Source organism: Pseudomonas sp. NFACC10-1, assembly GCF_900119195.1.
Taxonomy (GTDB): Bacteria; Pseudomonadota; Gammaproteobacteria; order Pseudomonadales; family Pseudomonadaceae; genus Aquipseudomonas; species Aquipseudomonas cerasi.
The window spans coordinates 170,836-188,555 of record NZ_FPJB01000007.1 but is presented as its reverse complement, the minus strand read 5'-3'; the positions used below and the strand labels follow the sequence as shown (position 1 = coordinate 188,555).

Sequence of the window (17,720 nt, the reverse complement as noted above, 5' to 3'; positions counted from 1 at the left end):
TGCCCACTGCTCGCGAGAGCAGCAGGCAGTCTTGTGATAATCAGGCCACAGGTGCAGGTGGCGGCTCGTCCGGAACAGTTGGCCCGCCTGGCTCGGTAGGCTGAAACGGAGTGTCGGGGCCTGGATCGCCCGGGATCCCGCCACCGACCATGTTCAGCTCCGGGCTGAGATCGGAATGAGCCATCAATGACCAGGCGAGCAGCCCGATCTCGTTAAGCGGAGATTGAACCTGTTCAGAGATTTTGAAAGTAGTCTTCATAGGGCACTCCAGATCAAAGGCCTTCGCACGTAATGAATGATGCGAAAGCATGTGAGCAGATAGAGTGCGGAATAGAGTATTAATTCAATTCCACTAGTCACCTGAAGCGCAAATCAGGTGCGTGGCAGGGTGACGCCACGCTGGCCCTGGTACTTGCCACCCCGATCCTTGTAGGACACTTCACACTCCTCATCGGACTCCAGGAACAGCATCTGCGCCACGCCTTCGTTGGCGTAGATCTTGGCCGGCAGTGTCGTGGTGTTGGAAAACTCCAGCGTTACATGGCCTTCCCACTCTGGCTCGAGCGGCGTGACATTGACGATGATGCCGCAGCGCGCGTAGGTGCTCTTGCCCAGGCAGATCGTCAGAACGTTACGCGGAATACGGAAATATTCCACCGTGCGCGCCAGCGCAAACGAGTTGGGAGGGATGATGCACACGTCGCTCTTGATATCGACGAAGCTTTTTTCATCGAAGTTTTTCGGATCGACCGTGGCCGAATTGATGTTGGTGAACACCTTGAATTCGTCGGCGCAACGCACGTCGTAGCCGTAACTGGACACCCCGAAAGAGATCACCCGATCGGCGCCTTCGCCACGTACCTGGCGCTCTACGAAGGGCTCGATCATCCCGTGTTCCTGCGCCATGCGGCGAATCCACTTGTCCGATTTGATGCTCATGGCGGTGTCCTGAATAGCGAGGTGAAAAAGATATCCGGCATCTTACCGGGCTGAGGCCGACGGTTCAAAGGCAACAGATCGCGAGTTTGCGTGACTGGCCGGGCTGTTTCGCTGTGAATGGAAATAATCATCAACAGACCATTGGCACGTTCGGAAAAAAGGGTTAAGGTGGCGTCACTGTGTTGCTTGTGTCACTGAGAATCTCTACACGATGTTGAATTTCGATCCAACCATCTCCATGAATTTTCCAGCTCTTTGCACTCAGTCTCGGCCAGGGCTCTTCCTACGCCGCAGTTAACTTTGTCCAAGGAGATATACTATGTCCAATCGCCAAACTGGTACCGTTAAGTGGTTCAACGATGAAAAAGGCTTCGGCTTCATCACTCCACAATCCGGTGACGACCTGTTCGTGCACTTCAAAGCTATCCAATCCGACGGCTTCAAAAGCCTGAAAGAAGGCCAACAGGTTTCTTTCATCGCTACCCGCGGTCAGAAAGGCATGCAAGCTGAAGAAGTTCAAGTTATCTAACTTGTACTGATTCGCTTAAAAACCCCGCCCTTAAAAGCGGGGTTTTTTATTGCCCGTCTTTTGACCTCTCGCCGGCTGAGCACCTGCTCTACAGCTGACCGGAACGAGAGAAGCAAAGCACCTCCCCCGCCCGATCATCGCTATCCAATCAGTCGTCGCTTACCGAAATGGTCGGCATGGCTGGACTTGCAGCTTCCTGCAACACGATCCGTGCACCGACATGACGTGCCAGCTCCTGATACACCATCGCAATCTGACTCTCCGGCTCGGCAATCGCCGTAGGCTTGCCGCCATCTGCCTGCTCGCGAATCAGCATCGACAGCGGCAGTGACGCCAGCAGCTCGACATCGTACTGCGTCGCCAGCTTCTCGCCGCCACCCTCACCGAACAGATGCTCGGCATGGCCGCAGTTGGAGCAGATGTGCACCGCCATGTTTTCCACAACACCCAGTACCGGAATGTTAACCTTGCGGAACATCTCGACACCCTTTTTCGCATCCAGCAGGGCCAGATCCTGTGGCGTGGTAACAATCACGGCACCCGCCACCGGGACTTTCTGCGCGAGCGTCAACTGGATATCACCAGTGCCGGGCGGCATGTCGATAACCAGATAATCCAGATCATTCCAGGCAGTCTGCGTGACCAGTTGCAGCAACGCCCCCGACACCATCGGTCCGCGCCAGACCATCGGCGTGTTGTCGTCGGTCAGAAAGGCCATCGACATCACCTCGATGCCATGCGCCTCGACCGGCACGAACCACTTCTGGTCCTTGATCTTCGGCCGCGTGCCTTCGGGAATACCGAACATCACCCCTTGGCTAGGCCCATAGATATCGGCATCGAGGATACCGACGCGTGCGCCCTCGCGAGACAGTGCCAAGGCCAGGTTGGCGGCGGTCGTGGACTTGCCGACACCGCCCTTGCCGGACGCGACGGCAACAATGTTTTTCACATTGGCAAGCCCCGGGATCTGGCTCTGGGCCTTGTGCGCGCTGATCACGCTGCTGATGGCGACCGTGGCCGAACTGACGCCTTCCAGGTTCTCGATGGCAGTTTTCAACACTTGCGCCCAGCCGTTCCTGAACAGGTCGGCGGCATAGCCCAATTCGAGTTGCACGCTGACCTGTGCCCCCTGAATATCGATGGACCGGACGCAACCGGCAGTGACCGGATCCTGATTCATATAGGGGTCGGTGTACTGGCGAAGAATCGTCTCCACCGCTGCGCGATTGACTGCGCTCATGGGCTTACTCCGTAAAAAGACTGACTGAAACAGCCGACTATCGTACCTGTTCTGCCAACAGCCCACATGATTTCACTGAACCGCGGCCCACCTTTCAGGAGCATTCCCACAACCGCACGGGTGAAAAAAATCGTTCAGACCTTTATAGTGGCCGGTCTCCGTTTCACTTCAAGTAGCCGAGCCCCATGTCCGAGCCACGCAAGATTCTCGTTACCAGCGCCCTGCCCTATGCCAATGGTTCCATCCACCTTGGCCACATGCTCGAGTACATCCAGACCGACATGTGGGTGCGTTTTCAGAAGCACCGCGGCAATCAATGCATTTATGTCTGCGCGGACGACGCCCATGGCTCGGCGATCATGCTGCGCGCCGAAAAGGAAGGCATCACGCCAGAGCAACTGATCGCCAACGTCAAGGCCGAACACAGCGCCGACTTTGCCGACTTCCTGGTGGATTTCGATAATTTCCACTCGACGCACTCGGACGAGAACCGCGAGCTGTCGAGCATGATCTACAAGCGTCTGCGCGATGCGGGTCATATCGCGACGCGCTCGGTTACCCAGTACTTCGACCCGGAAAAGAAAATGTTCCTGGCCGACCGTTTCATCAAGGGCACCTGCCCGAAATGTGCGGCCGAAGACCAGTACGGCGACAACTGTGAAAAGTGCGGCGCCACCTACGCCCCGACGGACCTGAAAGACCCCAAGTCGGCGATTTCCGGTGCCACGCCGGTGCTCAAGGACTCGAAGCACTTCTTCTTCGACCTGCCTGCGTTCGACGCCATGCTCAAGAGCTGGACACGCAGCGGCACCCTGCAGGACGCCGTTGCCAACAAGATCGCCGAATGGCTGGACAGTGGCCTGCAGCAGTGGGACATCTCCCGCGATGCGCCCTATTTCGGCTTTGAAATTCCCGACGAGCCAGGTAAATACTTCTACGTGTGGCTCGATGCGCCGATCGGTTACATGGCCAGCTTCAAGAACCTGTGTGCGCGTCGTCCGGACCTGGACTTTGATGCGTACTGGGGAAAGGGCGCGACCACCGAGCTCTATCACTTCATCGGCAAGGACATCGTCAATTTCCACGCACTGTTCTGGCCAGCCATGCTGGAAGGTGCGGCCTTGCGCACGCCGACCGGCATCAACGTACACGGCTACCTGACCGTCAATGGTCAGAAGATGTCGAAATCGCGCGGCACCTTTATCAAGGCACGCACCTACCTCGACCACCTGCCGCCCGAGTACCTGCGCTATTACTACGCGTCGAAGCTGGGCCGTGGCGTCGACGACCTCGACCTGAACCTCGAAGACTTCGTGCAAAAGGTCAACTCCGACCTGATCGGCAAGGTCGTCAACATTGCCAGCCGTTGCGCCGGGTTCATTCACAAGGGCAACGCCGGCGTGATGGTGGAAGCCAATGCGGCGCCCGAACTGACCGACGCGTTTCTGGCGGCTGCACCCAGCATTGCCGACGCTTACGAAGCCCGCGACTTCGCCCGCGCCATGCGCGAGACCATGGCCCTGGCGGACCGCGCCAATGCCTACATCGCGGAAAAAGCGCCATGGGCGCTGGCCAAGCAGGAAGGCAAACAGGATGAAGTACAGGCTGTATGCGCGCTGGGCATCAACCTGTTCCGCCAGCTGGTGATTTTCCTCAAGCCGGTGCTGCCGAATCTGGCCGCCGATGCGGAAAAATTCCTCAATGTCGAACCACTGACCTGGGCAGACCACAAGACCTTGCTGGCCAATCATCAGCTCAACCCGTTCTCGGCACTGATGACCCGTATCGATCCGGTCAAGGTCGAGGCCATGGCCACTGCCTCCAAGGAAGACCTGACCGCTACCGACTCGTCGGCGGACACCGCACCTGCCGGTAATGGCGAACTCGCCAAAGACCCACTGTCGGCGGAAATCGACTTTGACGCTTTTGCCGCCATCGATCTGCGTGTTGCACTGATTCTCAAGGCCGAACACGTGGAGGGTGCCGACAAGTTGCTGCGCCTGACCCTGGACATCGGAGACGAGCAGCGCAATGTCTTTTCCGGCATCAAGAGCGCCTACCCGAACCCGTCCGAACTCGAAGGCCGTCTGACCATGATGATCGCCAACCTCAAGCCGCGAAAAATGCGCTTCGGCATTTCGCAGGGCATGGTGATGGCGGCAGGCCCCGGCGGTGAGGAGATCTATCTGCTCAGCCCCGACAGTGGCGCCAAGCCAGGCCAGCGCATCAAGTAAAAAACGACGCAGGGCCCGGTATCCTGCCATCAGGCGGATACCGGGCCTTTACGCATTCGCAAGCTCCCTGATCTGTCCGATAATGCTGCTCTCTCGATAGACAGAACACCTGTTGGTCACCTGGCAAGACCATGACTGAATTGATTCGCCTGCTTCCCGACGTGGACCTGATCCGCAGTATCGACGCCCTTCTGCCGCAGACTCAGTGTGGCAAGTGCGGCCATCCCGGCTGCAGGCCCTACGCCGAGGGCATCGCTGGCGGTGAAGCCATCAACAAATGCCCACCGGGCGGCGATGAAACGATAGTCCAGCTGGCCGAACTGCTGTCTGTTCCGGTCCTGACACTGGATATGCAACGCGGCACTGCACCTGCGCAGGTTGCCTTCATTCGCGAAGCAGAGTGCATCGGTTGTACCAAATGCATTCAGGCCTGCCCCGTGGATGCCATTCTTGGCGCATCCAAGCTGATGCACACCGTGATTATCGACGAATGCACAGGTTGTGACCTGTGCGTTGCGCCGTGCCCGGTGGATTGCATTGAAATGCATCCGCTGCCGCTGGCCACGGTCACGCCCATCGTAGGTGGTCTGGCCCCTACCGCCGAGCTGCAGGAGGCGCGGCAGCGCAAGCGTAGCCATGCCCGGATGCGTTTCGAAGCACGAAATGCGCGCCTGCACCGTGAACAGCAAAAGCGGCTGGCAGAGCGCCTTGCGCGGTCACAGCGCATTGAATCCGCTCGTAGTGTGCTGCCTCAATCCGCCGTCGCTCTCGACCGCAACGACAAGCCTGCCGGACCGGATGAAGCGGTGAAAAAAGCCCGAATTGCGCTGGCCATGAGCCGCTCGCAGCTCAACAAGTCACTCAAGGCGTTTGGTCACCCTCCCATTGCGGAGCAGGCTGCCAGGCTTGTGGAATTGCAGCGCGAATACGAAGCTGCCGAGCAAACACTTGCAGCACTTCTGCCCCCCCCCCGCACAGGCTGATTCCGAGGAAAAGCTCCGCTCATGAATGCCGCAAAACGCCAGGAAATCTTTCGCAGGCTGCATGAGGACAATCCGGACCCGAAAACCGAATTGGCCTACACCACGCCGTTTGAACTGTTGATAGCCGTCATCCTTTCCGCCCAGGCCACCGACGTAAGCGTCAACAAGGCGACTGCCAGGCTTTACCCGGTCGCCAATACACCACAGGCCATCTACGAACTGGGTGTAGAGGGGCTTTCCGAATACATCAAGACAATCGGCCTCTACAACAGCAAAGCCAAAAACGTGATTGAAACCTGCCGCATGTTGGTGGAGCTGCACAACGGTGAGGTACCGCAAACCCGAGAAGCACTCGAGGCGCTGCCGGGCGTCGGGCGCAAAACCGCTAACGTGGTGCTCAACACCGCTTTCCGCCAGATCGCGATGGCGGTAGACACGCATATCTTTCGCGTCAGCAACCGCACAGGCATCGCGCCAGGGAAAAATGTGGTGGAAGTGGAAAGGCAACTGATGAAATTTGTGCCGAAAAACTACCTGCTCGACGCCCATCACTGGTTGATTCTGCACGGGCGCTACGTTTGCCAGGCCCGTAAACCGCGGTGCGGCAGTTGCCGTATAGAGGATCTATGCGATTACAAGGCAAAAACGTCCGACGATTGAGCCAGACAGCTCATTGCTGCCTTGTCGATTGAAAAAATCTTTTTTACCCACCTGTGGATTGTCGATATAAGAAGCGCCAGAGAGCCCAAGCCCTGGAGTCGACTTCATGAGCACTGATAACGAACAATTGGACGTAGACGACGACCTTGTCTCCGTCGACACGGACGACACAGAACCAGTGACTGTCGAGCCGGCGAAGACCAACCTGAGCAAACGACGCACCATCGACAACCTGCTTGAAGAACGGCGTTTGCAGAAGCAGTTGGCTGATTATGACTTCGATTTCTAGACAGCCCTGAAACCTCGCACTGACTTGCTCGATCAAGGCATTTGAAGCCTCTCGCAGAAGAGGCTTCAATACGTGATCACTACGAAAGATGAAGGCTCGACAGCCGACCTGCACAACCGGGCATCAGCCACAGCTCCTTTTAGACAATTCCTTACTCAGACAAGCCCGTTACGCTGCGCAAGCTCGATCAGATCGACCAGCGAATGCGCGTTGAGCTTGAGTAATAAACGCGTTTTGTAGGTACTGACGGTCTTGTTGCTCAAAAACATGCCATCTGCAATTTCCTTGTTGGTCTTGCCTCGGGCCAACTGCTGCAGAACCATCATCTCCCTGCCGGAAAGCCGGTCGACCATATCCGACTCACTCGCGTTGCCCATACTGGAGCGAACAGTGTGCAACGCCTGGTTGGGAAAGTAGCTGTACCCTGACAGTACCGCCTTGATGGCACTGAGAAGCTCGGTCAGATCCTGCTGCTTGCAGACATAGCCGGCGGCCCCGGCCTGCATGCAGCGCATGGAGAAGTGGCCCGGCGCCTGGGAGGTGAGGATCAGAACCTTGAATGGCAACGTCATGGCTGACAGTCGGGCGATTACCTCCAGCCCGTCGAGCTTGGGGATACCGATATCGAGAATGACGATATCCGGGAGGTGCTCACGCGCCAGTTGCAGCGCATCCACACCGTTGTCAGTCTCCGCGATGACCTCATAGCCATGACGCTCCATCAGCATGCGTACAGCAAGGCGAATGACGGGATGATCATCCACGATCAGCACTTTATTCATGGGCAGTCCATTTTTCGCTATTCGAATTTTCAGAGCCAGCACAATAACTTAGTCGTTTACTGCTTTGCATGGCGCTCACCCTTGTGGACTGACAGCCAAAGACCATTCCTACAATTACAGCAGAAACTTCCTACAATACTTGGCAGGAACGTACATTTTTTATTAATTCTCACAAAGCCTTCCTTTCCGGAACCTGGTGAATTTTGTTGCTGATCGCTGCAGCACAAGCATCGCAGCATCAGTAGATAAATGCGTACAGCAGACGATCGCCGAACTCTTACATTCAAAATGCGGCCCTGTTGCACCTGTTAACAGTATCGCCAGAGCATTCCTGCATCAGCGTCACAAATCGACCCGACACATGGCTTATCGCCAGCAATTTAAAACCAATTCCCTTTAGCTGAATCATTTAAAAAACAGGTCGTTCCCTGCGTTCCCGATTGAGCACATCTGCTGTTAAAGCCTATTGCTAACGATCTGCGGCGTGGAAGGCGACATCTGCCCATAACGCCCCTTAGCAGGGTGACTGAAAAGTTTCTGCATGCGGATGCCCTAACCTGCACACCTATGATCGAAGACCATTGGACACACCCCACACACTAAATACGTAAATAAGGTTTAAAAATTACACATTATTTACAAAATTTCGTACAAATATTTATTTAAGGAGAATCCTCACAAAACAGCAAGAAAAATCCTACAAACAAATACATAGCATCAACGTGCCATACCTCTATGAACTGCTCATTGACATGCCTCTACTCAACAAGCTCCATTCTCTTACTGTCGCAAAATCTTACATACACCCTGGCATAACCCTACATCATTCAAGACCATAAGTAGCTCTTTCGACACGTAGCAAATACCATTTTTCATTTCAAAGCCAGACGTATTCTTTCGAATAGGAAACGGACTACACGATTAGCAGACGTGACATTACAACTCGTAAGACATTATAAAAACCGCTCGGTCAATTCTTATAACTTGCCATTTTTCCCTTGCAAAATTTATTACCACTCGTTACTTTTTTAACAGCAACTTTATTACTTACTGCCCTTGAACACGCGCCACTATAAGAAACCCTGTTGCTGCGCACTGTACTTGCGCACGTGCCTATGCGATGTGTTTAAGCAGGCTCCATGTATCGCGCGGTCGGATTAATTCCGGCACTGGGTATATCACCAATCCGGCATCGCTGCCTTCTGAAAACTCTCGGGGCGCCTGGCAACTCTTTTGAATGGGCCCTGTGTATAACCATGTTCAAAAAGGGATGTACCATGAACACTAAATACGCTCGTACGCGGCCACCCACCTCCACCCCCACCGCCTCTGATCTCATCACCGCAGTGGAAGCCTTTGTTGCCAGCGGTGGCGTCATAGCCGTCATACCCGAAGGAGAGGCCGCAGGATTAGCCGCCCCCTCATCCACTCGTACACAACCTGCCGTAGAACACGGACTTGAACACGCGGGCAAAGTGCAGCAACTGAAATACCTGGCGGCCAAGGGTGCCGGTTTTACCGCGTTACAGTATTCATTGCGAATGAGTAAAAGGGATGTGCGCCGCCTGGCGACAGAAAATGGCGTGACCGTTAACCTCAGCCAGCCCTTGCTTACCCCCCGCAGGGAGGCCCTTGATGACGTTACGGACATCGATGACGTCGTTGCAGGTCACGCCATGCATTACTCGGCATTGGGCTACACCGCGTCCGAGATTGCCGGGATACTCGATCTGAGCCTTCGCCAGGTACTCGGCATCGGCAAGGCGTACCGGTTTGAGTTCAGCCAGCGACGGGAGAGCGACTGACGCTGAATAACGAGGCAAAAAAGAGACAGCGTGCGATACCTTTCAGGGAGCCGATGGAAAACTCTGTTATTCCCGGCCCTGAACGTCTACAACTGTTGTAGGAAAACACTAAAACAAATAAGCACTTTTTCGACGCTAACGGTAAGAAGATATTCAACGACTGAATACCCGTGACACATGATATTTCTGCAGTCGGCTACACGCTGCTATCTTGCATAGTACATGTACCCTGTATATCAACCACCGGTTTCACTGGCTCAACGTCTTTTTACATGACGTCCGGAAGGAATGCCCCTTTCGATAGTATTTGAAGTGCAGCCCTGTACGGGCTGCACGTGTCGAACAACTTGCGGTATCAGAACAGCTTGCGGCCCTTGTTGGCTGCAATCCGCATGCGCAGTGCGTTGAGCTTGATGAAGCCCGCTGCATCGGCCTGATCGTAGGCGCCTGCGTCATCTTCAAACGTGGCAATGTTGGCGTCGAACAGCGAATCATCCGACTTGCGACCGGTGACGATCACATTGCCCTTGTACAATTTCAGACGCACAACGCCGTTCACGTGAACCTGAGACGCGTCGATCATCTGCTGCAGCATCAGACGCTCAGGGCTCCACCAGTAGCCTGTGTAGATCAGGCTGGCGTATTTGGCCATGAGTTCGTCCTTGAGGTGGGCGACTTCGCGGTCCAGGGTAATGGATTCGATGGCGCGGTGAGCACGCAGCATGATGGTGCCACCAGGCGTCTCGTAGCAGCCACGGGACTTCATGCCCACATAACGGTTTTCAACGATATCCAGACGGCCGATACCGTTTTCGCCACCGATGCGGTTCAGGGTCGCCAGCACAGTGGCCGGGGTCATTTCGACGCCATCCAGCGCAACGATGTCACCATTGCGATAGGTCAGCTCAAGGTAGGTCGCAACGTTTGGCGCGTCCTCAGGGGACTTGGTCCAGCGCCACATGTCTTCTTCGTGCTCGGTCCAGGTGTCTTCCAGCACGCCGCCTTCATAAGAAATGTGCAGCAGGTTGGCATCCATGGAGTACGGGGATTTCTTCTTGCCGTGACGCTCGATGGGAATGTTGTGCTTCTCGGCGTAGTCCATCAGTTTTTCACGCGACAGCAGATCCCATTCGCGCCATGGAGCAATGACCTTCACGCCTGGCTTGAGCGCGTAGGCACCCAGCTCGAAACGCACCTGATCGTTACCCTTGCCGGTCGCGCCGTGGGAAATGGCGTCAGCGCCGGTTTCGTTGGCGATCTCGATCAGACGCTTGGCGATCAACGGACGGGCGATGGAGGTACCCAGCAGGTACTCGCCTTCATAGACGGTGTTGGCACGGAACATCGGGAAGACGAAATCACGCACGAACTCTTCGCGCAGGTCATCGATGTAGATTTCTTTCACGCCCATGGCCTGCGCCTTGGCGCGTGCCGGCTCGACTTCTTCACCCTGACCCAGGTCAGCGGTAAAGGTCACCACTTCGCAGTTGTACGTATCTTGCAGCCACTTGAGGATTACCGAAGTATCCAGGCCACCGGAATACGCGAGAACTACCTTGTTTACGTCCGCCATGCCATCACTCCACCGGGTTGTACGGAAAACCGCTGATTCTACCGTTCAAACCAGCAAATTTACAGGGGCGCGACAGCTTGTGACGACAAGGCGACGTCTGGCAGGAGCCTTTTACAGGTCTTAAGAAGTGTGTGCTGCGCTGGCAGACGCAACCGGCACCGGGCGCTCATCGGGCGCGACGCGTTCAAGGTGCACGTTCACCCGACGGTTGCGCGCACGATTGGCTTCATTGGTGTTGGGCGCCAGCGGGTAGCGCTCGCCATGAAAGCGCAGGGTGATTTGCTGCTCGGGTATGCCTTGAGCCTTGAAATAATCCATGACCGCCAGCGCGCGACGGCGGGACAGGTCACGGTTGGTGAGGCGATTGCCACTGTTATCCGAATGGCCGTCCAGTTCGATACGATTCACGGTCGGGTCGGCCTTCAAATAAGCCACCATGTTGTCCAGACGCGCTTTGGCACGCGCATCCAGCTCGATACCGCCGCCCGGGAAACCCACTTCGGCCTGTTTGATCTGATCGAAGTTCATCGGCAACAGCTTGGCAGTGCATGCCTGGTAATCGCTGAATGCCTTGCTGAACTTGACCGGCAGCAGACGCACTTCCATCTGGCCGCCGTCTCGCGTGTAGTGGCGAATGAGCGGACTGCGACCGTCCATCAGACCGCTGATCAGACGTCCGGCCTGGGCTTGGGAGGTATTGAAGGGAATGTCGCCATTGCTGACGCGCACCGATCCCAGGTTGATATCGCCGCGACCCGGTTGCCACGGTGCCGCAGCGGCCAGCAATGTCGCGGAGCCGTTACCGAGCATGTTGTACGAAGCCTTGAGGCGAAACGTCGCCTGCTCGCCCGCGCGGCGCACGAACTCACCGGCACCGAAGTCGGTGATCGGTTGAGTCAGACGGCACTCGAACTGATCGCCTTCGACCTTCCACTCGATGCTCTCCAGACGCGTCTGGAAACTGATAGCCATCGCCGGGAGGCTGGCAAACAGGCTGAGCAGGGCTAAATATCGCTGGCGCACGGGAGGCTCCACTGGAAATGAACGCGAAACAGAAAATTACCGACTGACAAGGGAGCTATCGGTAACTTCATGCAAAACTTGATAGCGGATGCCTGAGAGAGTCTTTTCCGGTAGCATTCCCAGCGAGTTTGACCCGCCTGGAATCCCCAATGTCTGACCGCCTGACCCTCCTGCGTCCCGACGACTGGCATATTCACCTCCGTGACGGAGCTGTCTTGCCTCATACCGTTGCTGACGTAGCGCGAACTTTTGGCCGCGCAATCATCATGCCCAACCTCGTGCCTCCGGTGCGCAATGCGCAGCAAGCCGATGCCTATCGCCAGCGCATTCTGGCTGCACGCCCGGCCAGCAGCCGCTTCGAACCGTTGATGGTGCTGTACCTCACCGACCAGACCACGCCCGACGACATCCGCACCGCCAAGGCCAGTGGTTTCGTGTATGCGGCCAAGCTGTATCCGGCTGGCGCGACCACCAACTCCGATTCCGGTGTCACCAGCATCGACAAGATCTTTCCCGCTCTCGAAGCCATGGCCGAAGTCGGCATGCTGTTGCTGGTGCACGGGGAAGTGACACGTGGCGAAATCGATGTGTTCGATCGCGAGAAGGTCTTCATCGATGAGCACCTGCGTCGTGTAGTCGAGCGCTTCCCGACCCTCAAAGTGGTGTTCGAACACATCACCACCGGTGAAGCGGTGCAGTTCGTCAATGAGGCTTCAGCCAATGTCGCGGCGACCATCACCGCGCATCACCTGCTGTACAACCGCAACCACATGCTGGTCGGCGGGATTCGTCCGCACTTCTATTGCCTGCCGATCCTCAAGCGCAATACGCATCAGACGGCCCTGCTCGACGCGGCCACCAGCGGCAGCGGCAAGTTCTTCCTGGGCACCGACTCGGCGCCGCACGCCCAGCATGCCAAGGAAAACGCCTGCGGTTGCGCCGGGTGCTACACCGCCTACGCAGCCATCGAGTTGTATGCCGAAGCTTTCGAGCAGCGTAACGCTCTGGACAAGCTGGAAGGCTTCGCCAGCCTCCACGGTCCGGCGTTCTACGGCTTGCCAGCCAATCAGGACACCATCACGCTGGTGCGTGACGAGTGGACCGCCCCTGCCAGCCTGCCGTTTGGCGAGTTGACTGTTATCCCGCTGCGCGCTGGTGAAAAGCTGCGCTGGCGTCTGGAGGAACACGCGTGAGTGAAGATCATTTTGACGACGAACACGAAGGCCACGGCGGTGGCGGCGGTTCCCGTCACCCGATGGCGGCGCGCTTTCGCGGCTACCTGCCCGTGGTCGTCGACGTAGAAACCGGCGGTTTCAATTCAGCCACCGATGCCTTGCTGGAAATCGCTGCGGTGACGATCGGCATGGATGAAAAAGGCTTCGTGTTCCCGGAACACACCTATTTCTTCCGCGTAGAACCGTTCGAGGGTGCCAACATCGAAGCGGCGGCGCTGGAATTCACCGGCATCAAGCTCGATCACCCGCTGCGCATGGCTGTCAGCGAAGAAACCGCGATGAACGACATCTTCCGCGGCGTGCGCAAGGCCCTCAAGGCCAATGGCTGTAAACGTGCGGTGCTGGTAGGCCACAACGCCAGCTTCGACCTCGGCTTCGTCAATGCCGCGGTTGCGCGGATGGACATGAAGCGCAACCCGTTTCACCCGTTCTCCAGCTTCGACACCGCCACCCTCGCCGGCCTGGCCTATGGTCAGACTGTGCTGGCAAAGGCCTGTCAGGCTGCCGGCATCGACTTCGACGGACGCGAGGCGCACTCGGCCCGTTACGACACCGAGAAGACCGCCGAGCTGTTCTGCGGCATCGTCAATCGCTGGAAAGAAATGGGCGGCTGGGAAGATTTCGACGACTGAGGTCGTCACGTCTGTGAATGGACCGGCCTTGTGCCGGTTTTTTCATGTCCGGAACTCGACCATCCCGAGGCCGACCGGTAATGCGATTCCTGCGAAAACAACCGCTCATCGCTCGACCTGAATACAACCCAAAACAGTTTTGACAAGCATTCTCATTAACATTAAGCTCCTCGGCACCAAGCAATAAACCAGCGACGGTCCATAGCTTATGTATGTTTGCCTCTGCCAAGGTGTCACCGACGGTCAAATCCGGGATGCAATTCTGGAAGGCTGCTGCAGTTATCGTGAAGTCCGTGAAACACTGGGCGTTGCGAGTAAATGTGGAAAATGCGCCTGCCTGGCAAAGGAAGTGGTGCGTGATACGCTGACCGAGCTGCAAACCAGCCATGCCTTGCTGGCCTATCCGGCAAAATTTTCAGCTGCCTGAATCCCCTCTTTTAAAGAACCGGACACCGCGTCCGGTTTTTTTATGCCTGTAATTCAAGCGCTTAGCGTCAAGATGCGGAACTCAAACATTCTTATTCCTATTTAATTTCACTTATTATTCAACAACTTAGGTTTGACAGGCGTTTAAGCTCAGCTCACACTCGGCACTTATATACACAAGCCACCGGCAGGACCTCGAACATGAAAGGCGACATTACCGTCATCCAGCATCTCAACAAGATCCTCGGGAACGAGCTGGTCGCTATCAATCAGTATTTCCTGCATGCGCGCATGTACGAAGACTGGGGTCTGAAAAAGTTGGGTGGCCACGAATATAAAGAGTCCATCCATGCGATGAAGTACGCTGACAAGCTGATCAAGCGCACATTGTTTCTGGAAGGGCTGCCAAACCTGCAGGACCTGGGCAAGATCCTCATCGGTGAGCACACCAAGGAAATGCTGGAGTGCGACCTGAAGATCGAGCAAAAAGGTCTGGCCGATCTGAAAGCCGCGATCGCTCACTTCGAGACCGTCGGTGACTTCGGCAGCCGTGAGCTGCTGGAAGACATCCTTGAGCCCAAGGAAGAGCAAATCGACTGGCTGGAGACTCAGCTGGGTCTGATCGTAAAAGTCGGTATCGAGAACTACCTGCAGTCGCAGATGGGTGACTGATTCCCCATAGCGCCGCAATGAAAAAGCCCGCCTCAATCGAGAGCGGGCTTTTTCTTGTGCGTAAAACCAGGCTGGAGCGTACGAAGCGATAATCGCGACTATCGTGCGACGCTCTGCGCGAGGCTTTACTCGGCCTTGGCGGCGGATGCTTCCTTGACCAGCGTCTGCAACGAACCGTCAGCCATCATCTCGGTAATGATGTCGCTACCACCGACCAGCTCACCGGCAACCCACAGTTGCGGGAAAGTCGGCCAGTTGGCGTACTTTGGCAGGTTGGCGCGGATTTCAGGGTTTTGCAGAATGTCGACATAGGCAAACTTTTCGCCACACGCCATCAATGCCTGGGAAGCCTTGGCCGAAAAGCCGCATTGCGGAGCGTTCGGAGCGCCTTTCATGTAAAGCAGAATGGTGTTGTTGGCAATCTGCTCTTTGATCGTTTCGATGATATCCATGGAGCACCTCGGCTGAAATATCCGACTCAGTTGTCGGCACGGTGGCGCATTGTAACGAAATCCCGAGCATGACGCTCTGTCTTGAGGCTTAACACGCCACGACCTGCACCGGTACGCCGTTCAACGCCGCGTTGCCGGACAGCACGTCGAGTTGCCGTTCGTCGGTCAGGTCATTGGCACTGACGCCAGGCAGGCTCTGTGCGATCGCCATCTTTACTCCCGCACGTGAATGCCCCCAACCGTGCGGCAGGCTGACCACCCCGGGCATCATGTCCAGACTGCCCAGCACCTGAACCTCGATCATCCCGACCCGGGAGCTGACGCGAACCTGCTGGCCGTCGCTCAGACCACGGCACGCGAGATCGTCAGGATGCATCAACAGCTGATGCCGGGGTTTGCCCTTCACCAGCCGATGGTAGTTGTGCATCCAGGAATTGTTACTGCGCACATGCCGGCGGCCAATCAGCAGCAACTCGCCGGTCTGAGGAGCAGGCTCGGCAGCAAAGCGCGCCAAGTCGGCCATGATCACCTCAGGCGCGGCCTGAATGCGCCCATTGGCGGTCTTCAAGCGCTCTGCAAGATTGGCCTTCAAAGCCCCCAGATCAAGACCGTGCGGATGACTGTCCAGGGTTTCCAGTGACAGCTTATGGGGTGATGCATCGCCATAGAGACCTGCACGCAGCCCGCGATCGATCATCTGCGCAGGCGGCCACGTGGGTTTCAGCGCTCGCTCGGCCTTGGCAGCAAAGGCGCTGGCCAGCCCGACGAAGATTTCCCAGTCGTGCAGCGCACCTTCGGGCTTGTCGAAAATGGCCCGATTGAAGCGCGTGACGTTACGCACGGCCAGGGTGTTGAAGGTGGTGTCGTAGTGATCATTCTCCAGCGTCGAGGTGGACGGCAGAATCAAGTCGGCGTGGCGAGTGGTCTCGTTGATGTAAAGATCGATGCTGAGCATGAACTCAAGCCCTTCGAGCGCCTGCTCCAGCTGACGGCCGTTGGGCGTCGACAGAACCGGGTTACCCGCAACGGTCACCAGCGCGCGAACCTGCCCTTCCCCCTCCACGAGCATTTCCTCGGCCAGCGCCGAAACCGGCAACTCGCCGCCATACTCCGGCAGGCCGGACACCCTGCTTTGCCACAGATTGAAATGACCACCGGATGTCGAGCTGACGAGGTCGACGGCGGGCTCTGTGCACAGCGCGCCACCCACGCGGTCCAGGTTGCCAGTCACCAGATTGATCAGTTGTGCCAGCCAATGGCACAGCGTACCGAAGGTCTGAGTCGACACGCCCATTCGCCCATAACACACCGCCTTGTCAGCGGCCGCGAAATCCCGCGCCAGTTGCCGGATCTGTTCGGCAGCAATACCGCAGCGCGGGCTCATGGCCTCTGCAGTGAAACCGGCAATGGCGTGGCGAACCTGCTCCAGGCCGTCGACAGGCAAATGGCTCTCGCGGGTCAGCCCCTCCTCGAACAGCGTATTGAGCAGCCCGAACAGCAACGCCGCATCACCGCTCGGACGTACGAACAGATGCTGGTCAGCGATGGCAGCCGTCTCACTGCGGCGAGGGTCAATGACCACCAGTTTGCCGCCGCGCTGCTGGATCGCTTTCAGACGCTTTTCAACGTCCGGTACCGTCATGATGCTGCCATTGGACGCCAACGGATTACCGCCGAGAATCAGCATGAAGTCGGTGTAATCGATATCCGGAATCGGCAACAGCATGCCGTGGCCGTACATCAGGAAACTGGTGAGGTGGTGCGGCAACTGATCAACCGACGTCGCCGAAAAACGATTGCGGGTCTTGAGCAGACCGAGAAAGTAATTGCTGTGGGTCATCAACCCGTAGTTATGCACGCTGGGGTTGCCCTGATAGACCGCTACCGCGTTCTGCCCATGGCGCTGCTGAATGGCGTAAAACCGCTCCGCGACCAGATCGAACGCATGCTGCCAGGCAATCGGCTGCCACTGATCACCGCTGCGCAGCATCGGCTGGCGCAAACGATCAGGGTCGTTCTGGATGTCCTGCAGCGCAACCGCCTTGGGGCAGATATGACCGCGGCTGAACGTGTCCAGCGGGTCGCCCTTGATCGAGGCAATGCGCGGCGCAGAATCCGTTTCCACGACGGTCTCGATCACAAGACCGCAAATGGCCTCGCACAGGTGGCAGGCTCGGTAGTGTTCAGTCCGGGTCATCACAGCCTCAGATCTTGTCATGGCAATCCGGTTGATTGCCGAACAC

General features: G+C 56.9%; 17 protein-coding genes and 1 pseudogene. 10 read left to right on the top strand and 8 right to left on the bottom strand.

The genetic code is table 11. The features are described 5' to 3' along the window. Positions 1 to 40: 40 nt before the first annotated feature. Entirely contained in the window at positions 41 to 259 is a 219-nt protein-coding gene (locus BT119_RS19910) for a hypothetical protein (protein ID WP_003363577.1), read from the bottom strand. Positions 260 to 372: 113 nt separating this feature from the next. Further along, positions 373 to 939 carry a dCTP deaminase gene (gene dcd / locus BT119_RS19905; RefSeq protein WP_002554836.1) on the bottom strand — a complete coding sequence of 189 codons (567 nt, stop codon included), beginning with the start codon at positions 937 to 939 and terminating at the stop codon, positions 373 to 375. A 319-nt stretch (positions 940 to 1,258) separates the two neighbouring features. Between dcd and BT119_RS19900 the strand changes: the two genes are divergently transcribed. Next, complete coding sequence (locus BT119_RS19900; protein ID WP_002554837.1) at positions 1,259 to 1,468, top strand: cold-shock protein; 210 nt, start codon at positions 1,259 to 1,261, stop codon at positions 1,466 to 1,468. A gap of 148 nt (positions 1,469 to 1,616) precedes the next feature. Here the strand turns inward: BT119_RS19900 and apbC are convergent, their stop codons facing one another. Next, entirely contained in the window at positions 1,617 to 2,711 is a 1,095-nt protein-coding gene (apbC, locus tag BT119_RS19895) for an iron-sulfur cluster carrier protein ApbC (protein WP_003431222.1), read from the bottom strand. A 185-nt stretch (positions 2,712 to 2,896) separates the two neighbouring features. On the opposite strand from apbC, the gene metG reads away from it, so the two are divergent. From metG to BT119_RS19875, 4 genes and pseudogenes are all read left to right on the top strand, one after another. Further along, positions 2,897 to 4,945 (top strand): methionine--tRNA ligase, encoded by a 2,049-nt coding sequence (metG, locus tag BT119_RS19890; RefSeq protein ID WP_003363581.1) that lies wholly within the window; start codon positions 2,897 to 2,899, stop codon positions 4,943 to 4,945. A gap of 131 nt (positions 4,946 to 5,076) precedes the next feature. Then, positions 5,077 to 5,953, top strand: a pseudogene (gene rsxB / locus BT119_RS19885) (electron transport complex subunit RsxB). After that, a complete protein-coding gene (gene nth / locus BT119_RS19880) occupies positions 5,950 to 6,588 on the top strand; it encodes an endonuclease III (RefSeq protein WP_003363585.1) in 639 nt (212 codons plus the stop codon). The pseudogene rsxB and the gene nth overlap by 4 nt, the downstream one beginning before the upstream one ends. 106 nt (positions 6,589 to 6,694) lie before the next feature. After that, positions 6,695 to 6,877, top strand: a complete 183-nt coding sequence (locus BT119_RS19875; protein WP_003363588.1) for a PA3496 family putative envelope integrity protein — start codon at positions 6,695 to 6,697, stop codon at positions 6,875 to 6,877. Between the two features lie 155 nt (positions 6,878 to 7,032). Here BT119_RS19875 and BT119_RS19870 read toward each other — a convergent pair whose 3' ends face one another. After that, positions 7,033 to 7,659 carry a response regulator transcription factor gene (locus BT119_RS19870; protein WP_002554843.1) on the bottom strand — a complete coding sequence of 209 codons (627 nt, stop codon included), beginning with the start codon at positions 7,657 to 7,659 and terminating at the stop codon, positions 7,033 to 7,035. Between the two features lie 1,277 nt (positions 7,660 to 8,936). Between BT119_RS19870 and BT119_RS19865 the strand changes: the two genes are divergently transcribed. Beyond that, entirely contained in the window at positions 8,937 to 9,464 is a 528-nt protein-coding gene (locus tag BT119_RS19865) for a hypothetical protein (RefSeq protein WP_058397258.1), read from the top strand. A 355-nt stretch (positions 9,465 to 9,819) separates the two neighbouring features. On the opposite strand, the gene BT119_RS19860 is transcribed toward BT119_RS19865, so the two are convergent. Then, on the bottom strand, positions 9,820 to 11,037 hold the full coding sequence (locus BT119_RS19860; RefSeq protein WP_003363593.1) for an argininosuccinate synthase: 1,218 nt from the start codon (positions 11,035 to 11,037) through the stop codon (positions 9,820 to 9,822). Between the two features lie 120 nt (positions 11,038 to 11,157). Continuing rightward, complete coding sequence (locus BT119_RS19855; protein WP_003363596.1) at positions 11,158 to 12,060, bottom strand: flagellar protein MotY; 903 nt, start codon at positions 12,058 to 12,060, stop codon at positions 11,158 to 11,160. A 149-nt stretch (positions 12,061 to 12,209) separates the two neighbouring features. Here BT119_RS19855 and pyrC point away from each other — a divergent pair, with 149 nt between their 5' ends. From pyrC to bfr, 4 genes are all read left to right on the top strand, one after another. Next, positions 12,210 to 13,253, top strand: a complete 1,044-nt coding sequence (gene pyrC, locus BT119_RS19850) for a dihydroorotase (RefSeq protein WP_003363598.1) — start codon at positions 12,210 to 12,212, stop codon at positions 13,251 to 13,253. Beyond that, positions 13,250 to 13,927 (top strand): ribonuclease T, encoded by a 678-nt coding sequence (rnt, locus tag BT119_RS19845; protein WP_003363600.1) that lies wholly within the window; start codon positions 13,250 to 13,252, stop codon positions 13,925 to 13,927. Before pyrC ends, rnt begins: the two co-directional genes overlap by 4 nt. A gap of 208 nt (positions 13,928 to 14,135) precedes the next feature. Beyond that, the gene (locus tag BT119_RS19840; protein ID WP_003350768.1) at positions 14,136 to 14,354 is read left to right on the top strand and encodes a bacterioferritin-associated ferredoxin; all 219 of its coding nucleotides are present in this window, start codon (positions 14,136 to 14,138) and stop codon (positions 14,352 to 14,354) included. A gap of 200 nt (positions 14,355 to 14,554) precedes the next feature. After that, on the top strand, positions 14,555 to 15,025 hold the full coding sequence (gene bfr / locus BT119_RS19835) for a bacterioferritin (protein WP_002554851.1): 471 nt from the start codon (positions 14,555 to 14,557) through the stop codon (positions 15,023 to 15,025). Between the two features lie 125 nt (positions 15,026 to 15,150). Here bfr and grxD read toward each other — a convergent pair whose 3' ends face one another. Both grxD and BT119_RS19825 read right to left on the bottom strand, forming a co-directional pair. Beyond that, a complete protein-coding gene (gene grxD / locus BT119_RS19830) occupies positions 15,151 to 15,477 on the bottom strand; it encodes a Grx4 family monothiol glutaredoxin (RefSeq protein ID WP_002554852.1) in 327 nt (108 codons plus the stop codon). Positions 15,478 to 15,565: 88 nt separating this feature from the next. Next, positions 15,566 to 17,674 carry a molybdopterin oxidoreductase family protein gene (locus tag BT119_RS19825; RefSeq protein WP_003363603.1) on the bottom strand — a complete coding sequence of 703 codons (2,109 nt, stop codon included), beginning with the start codon at positions 17,672 to 17,674 and terminating at the stop codon, positions 15,566 to 15,568. Positions 17,675 to 17,720 lie beyond the last annotated feature (46 nt).

What these genes read in the sequence shown, in the direction of transcription:
- BT119_RS19825 (WP_003363603.1), bottom strand. Translation starts at nt 17,674, where the DNA reads ATGACCCGGACTGAACACTACCGAGCCTGCCACCTGTGCGAGGCCATT.
- bfr (WP_002554851.1), top strand. Translation starts at nt 14,555, where the DNA reads ATGAAAGGCGACATTACCGTCATCCAGCATCTCAACAAGATCCTCGGG.
- nth (WP_003363585.1), top strand. Translation starts at nt 5,950, where the DNA reads ATGAATGCCGCAAAACGCCAGGAAATCTTTCGCAGGCTGCATGAGGAC.
- apbC (WP_003431222.1), bottom strand. Translation starts at nt 2,711, where the DNA reads ATGAGCGCAGTCAATCGCGCAGCGGTGGAGACGATTCTTCGCCAGTAC.
- grxD (WP_002554852.1), bottom strand. Translation starts at nt 15,477, where the DNA reads ATGGATATCATCGAAACGATCAAAGAGCAGATTGCCAACAACACCATT.
- BT119_RS19870 (WP_002554843.1), bottom strand. Translation starts at nt 7,659, where the DNA reads ATGAATAAAGTGCTGATCGTGGATGATCATCCCGTCATTCGCCTTGCT.
- metG (WP_003363581.1), top strand. Translation starts at nt 2,897, where the DNA reads ATGTCCGAGCCACGCAAGATTCTCGTTACCAGCGCCCTGCCCTATGCC.
- BT119_RS19875 (WP_003363588.1), top strand. Translation starts at nt 6,695, where the DNA reads ATGAGCACTGATAACGAACAATTGGACGTAGACGACGACCTTGTCTCC.
- BT119_RS19860 (WP_003363593.1), bottom strand. Translation starts at nt 11,037, where the DNA reads ATGGCGGACGTAAACAAGGTAGTTCTCGCGTATTCCGGTGGCCTGGAT.
- pyrC (WP_003363598.1), top strand. Translation starts at nt 12,210, where the DNA reads ATGTCTGACCGCCTGACCCTCCTGCGTCCCGACGACTGGCATATTCAC.
- BT119_RS19910 (WP_003363577.1), bottom strand. Translation starts at nt 259, where the DNA reads ATGAAGACTACTTTCAAAATCTCTGAACAGGTTCAATCTCCGCTTAAC.
- BT119_RS19900 (WP_002554837.1), top strand. Translation starts at nt 1,259, where the DNA reads ATGTCCAATCGCCAAACTGGTACCGTTAAGTGGTTCAACGATGAAAAA.
- dcd (WP_002554836.1), bottom strand. Translation starts at nt 939, where the DNA reads ATGAGCATCAAATCGGACAAGTGGATTCGCCGCATGGCGCAGGAACAC.
- BT119_RS19840 (WP_003350768.1), top strand. Translation starts at nt 14,136, where the DNA reads ATGTATGTTTGCCTCTGCCAAGGTGTCACCGACGGTCAAATCCGGGAT.
- BT119_RS19865 (WP_058397258.1), top strand. Translation starts at nt 8,937, where the DNA reads ATGAACACTAAATACGCTCGTACGCGGCCACCCACCTCCACCCCCACC.